Origin of the sequence: Propionivibrio sp., from assembly GCF_017995515.1 — a bacterium.
Lineage (GTDB): Bacteria > Pseudomonadota > Gammaproteobacteria > Burkholderiales > Rhodocyclaceae > Propionivibrio.
Genome location: NZ_JAGOIT010000035.1, coordinates 30,838 through 33,946 on the forward strand (window position 1 = coordinate 30,838; position 3,109 = coordinate 33,946).

4 protein-coding genes are annotated in these 3,109 nt (G+C 64.9%); all 4 read left to right on the forward strand.

Annotated features, from left to right (window positions below):
• Positions 1-564: aldehyde dehydrogenase family protein (locus KBA32_RS07855; RefSeq protein WP_294357215.1), on the forward strand; the 564-nt coding region annotated here is incomplete at its 5' end.
• Between the two features lie 145 nt (positions 565-709).
• Positions 710-1,624 (forward strand): branched-chain amino acid ABC transporter permease LivH, encoded by a 915-nt coding sequence (locus KBA32_RS07860; RefSeq protein WP_294357217.1) that lies wholly within the window; start codon positions 710-712, stop codon positions 1,622-1,624.
• Positions 1,624-2,925: a high-affinity branched-chain amino acid ABC transporter permease LivM gene (livM, locus tag KBA32_RS07865; protein WP_294357219.1), complete on the forward strand. Its 1,302-nt coding sequence runs from the start codon at positions 1,624-1,626 to the stop codon at positions 2,923-2,925. Before KBA32_RS07860 ends, livM begins: the two co-directional genes overlap by 1 nt.
• Positions 2,922-3,109, forward strand: a 188-nt coding sequence (locus KBA32_RS07870; protein ID WP_294357221.1) for an ATP-binding cassette domain-containing protein, incomplete at its 3' end; no start/stop codon positions are given. The genes livM and KBA32_RS07870, both read left to right, overlap by 4 nt.

A 3,109-nucleotide genomic window follows, 5' to 3' on the forward strand; every position in this document is an offset into this window, starting at 1 on the left:
ATCGGCGACCCGGCCGATTTCAGAACCGACGTCGGGCCGGTCATCGACGCGGCGGCGCTCAAGGTGCTCGAAAAACACACGCGCCGGCTCGACAGCTTCGCGACGCCGATCTACACCTGCAGCCTCGACGAAGAACTCGCGGCGAAGGGCACCTTCTTCGCCCCGCGCGCCTACGAGATCGACTCGCTGGCCCGGCTGGAGCGCGAAGTGTTCGGGCCGATCCTGCACGTCATTCGTTGGAAAGCCGAGGATTTGGACAAGGTGTGCGACGCCATCGCCGAGACCGGCTACGGCCTGACGCTCGGCATCCACAGCCGCATCGACGAGACGGTCGCGCGCATTACGCGCCGCCTGGGCGTCGGCAACACCTACGTCAACCGCAACATCATCGGCGCCGTCGTCGGCGTGCAGCCGTTCGGCGGCGAAGGCTTGTCGGGCACCGGGCCGAAGGCCGGCGGGCCGCACTATCTCTACCGCTTCGCCTGCGAACGCACGCTGTCGGTCGACGTGACGGCGGCGGGCGGCAACGCCAACCTGATGTCGCTCTCCGAGGACGACGCTTGAACGGTGAAGATGCAATGCGCGCGAGCAAAAATCGCCACAACGCGGCCGTGGGAAGCGTTAACATTTCGGGTTTTTTGCCCGGCGCGCCGGGTCGGCAGTCATTGAAGCTCGCATCAGTGAGCGAGGCTTCGATCGAAGGAAATCTATGGCTCTAGTTCTTCAACAACTCATCAACGGCCTGACGCTCGGCGCCGTCTATGGGTTGATCGCCATCGGCTACACGATGGTGTACGGGATCATCGGCATGATCAATTTCGCGCACGGCGATATCTATATGGTCAGCGCCTTCATCGCCGTCACCGCGTTTACGCTGCTCGCGGCGCTCGGCATCAGCTCGATCCCGCTGGCGCTCGGCGTCGTCCTGCTCTTCGCGGTGCTGTTCACGTCGGTTTATGGCTGGGCGGTCGAACGCACGGCGTACCGGCCGTTGCGTGGTTCGACCCGCCTGGCGCCGCTCATCTCGGCGATCGGCATGTCGATCTTCCTGCAGAACATGGTCCAGCTGACGCAGGGCGCGCGCGTCAAGCCGATCCCGCCGATGGTCGTCGGCGGCATCGACCTGCTGACGATGAATGGCTTCACCGCGCGCGTTTCGTACTCGCAGATCCTGATCGTCGTCGTCACCGTCGCGTTGATGGTCGGCTTCACCTGGCTGATCACGCGCACCTCGTTCGGTCGCCAGCAGCGCGCCTGCGAGCAGGATCGCACGATGACGGCGCTGCTCGGCATCGACGTTGACCGCACGATCTCGCTGACCTTCATGCTCGGCGCCTCGCTCGCCGCCGTGGCCGGCGTCATGGTCACGGTGTATTACGGCGTCGTCGATTTCTACATCGGCTTCGTCGCCGGGATCAAGGCCTTCACGGCGGCGGTCCTCGGCGGCGTCGGTTCGCTGCCCGGCGCCATGCTCGGCGGCCTGATCATCGGCCTGATCGAGGCGTTCTGGTCGACCTATCTGGCGGCCGAGTACAAGGACGTGGCGACCTTCTCGATCCTGATTCTCGTGTTGATGTTCCGTCCGTCCGGTCTGCTCGGTCGTCCTGAAGTGGAGAAAGTCTGATGTCTGGTCTTGTATTTGCCACGGACGCGCCGACGCCGGCCGAGCGTGTGAAGGACGCCGCCGTCATCACGGTGATCGCGCTGTTGCTGGGCATTCCGATGATCGGTCTGACGACGGTCGATCAAGGCGGTGCCTTGCAGGTGGCGACGCGCTGGCCGGTGCTCGGCTATTTCCTCGCTGCGGTTTTCGTCGGGCGGCTCGTGCTGCGCTTCGTGCTCGACGGGTTCAAGCGGCGCAAGCTCGCCAAGGTGCAATCGGCCGGGGCCAAGGCGCCTTCGCTGACCGGCGGCAACAAGGTGCTGAATGCCATCGGCTGGGTCGCCCTCGGGATCTCGGTCGTCGTGCCCTTTTTCTACGCCGACAATCGCTACGTGATCGACACGGCGACGACGGTGCTCATCTACGTGATGCTCGGCTGGGGCCTGAACGTCGTAGTCGGTCTCGCCGGCCTGCTCGACCTCGGCTACGTCGCCTTCTACGCGGTCGGCGCCTACGCCTACGCGCTGCTGTCGACACAGTTCGGTTGGGGCTTCTGGGAGGCGCTGCCGGTCGCCGGCGGCGTCGCGGCGACCTTCGGCATCCTGCTCGGCTGGCCGACCTTGCGTTTGCGCGGTGACTACCTCGCCATCGTCACGCTCGGCTTCGGCGAGATCATCCGCGTCATCCTGGTGAACTGGACCGACTTCTCCGGCGGGCCGAACGGCATCGCGTCGATCCCGCGCCCATCGTTCTTCGGGCTGCCGTTCAAGCCGCCGGGCGACGATCCGACCTTCGCCTCGTTCTTCGGACTCGAGTACACGCCGGCGCATCGCATCGTCTTCCTGTATTACCTGATCCTGACGCTGGCTTTGCTCACCAATCTCTTCGTCAAGCGCCTGCGCAAGCTGCCGGTCGGCCGTGCCTGGGAGGCGATGCGCGAGGACGAGATCGCCTGCAAGGCGATGGGCATGAACGTGCGCAATGTCAAACTCTCGGCTTTTGCGCTCGGCGCCATGCTCGGCGGATTCGCCGGCGTCTTCTTCGCCGCGCGCCAGGGCTTCATCTCGCCCGAATCCTTTACCTTCAACGAGTCGGCGATCATCCTCGCCATCGTCGTCCTTGGCGGCATGGGCAGCCAGCTCGGCGTTGTCCTCGCCTCGCTGGTGCTGGTCCTGCTGCCCGAACTCGGGCGCGACTTTGCCGAGTACCGCATGCTGCTGTTCGGCGCTGCGATGATCCTGATCATGGTCTGGAAACCGAGCGGCATCCTCTCGCACCGTGAGCCGACGCTGCGCTATGCGGCGAAGGGAGGCAAGGCATGAACGGAAACAACGCAACTTCGCCGATCCTCAGCGTCGAACGCCTGACCATGCGCTTCGGCGGTTTGGCCGCGATCGACGATCTGTCGCTCGACGTGCCGGCCGGCAAGATCACCGCCGTCATCGGGCCGAACGGCGCGGGCAAGACGACCTTCTTCAACTGCCTGACCGGTTTCTACAAGCCGAC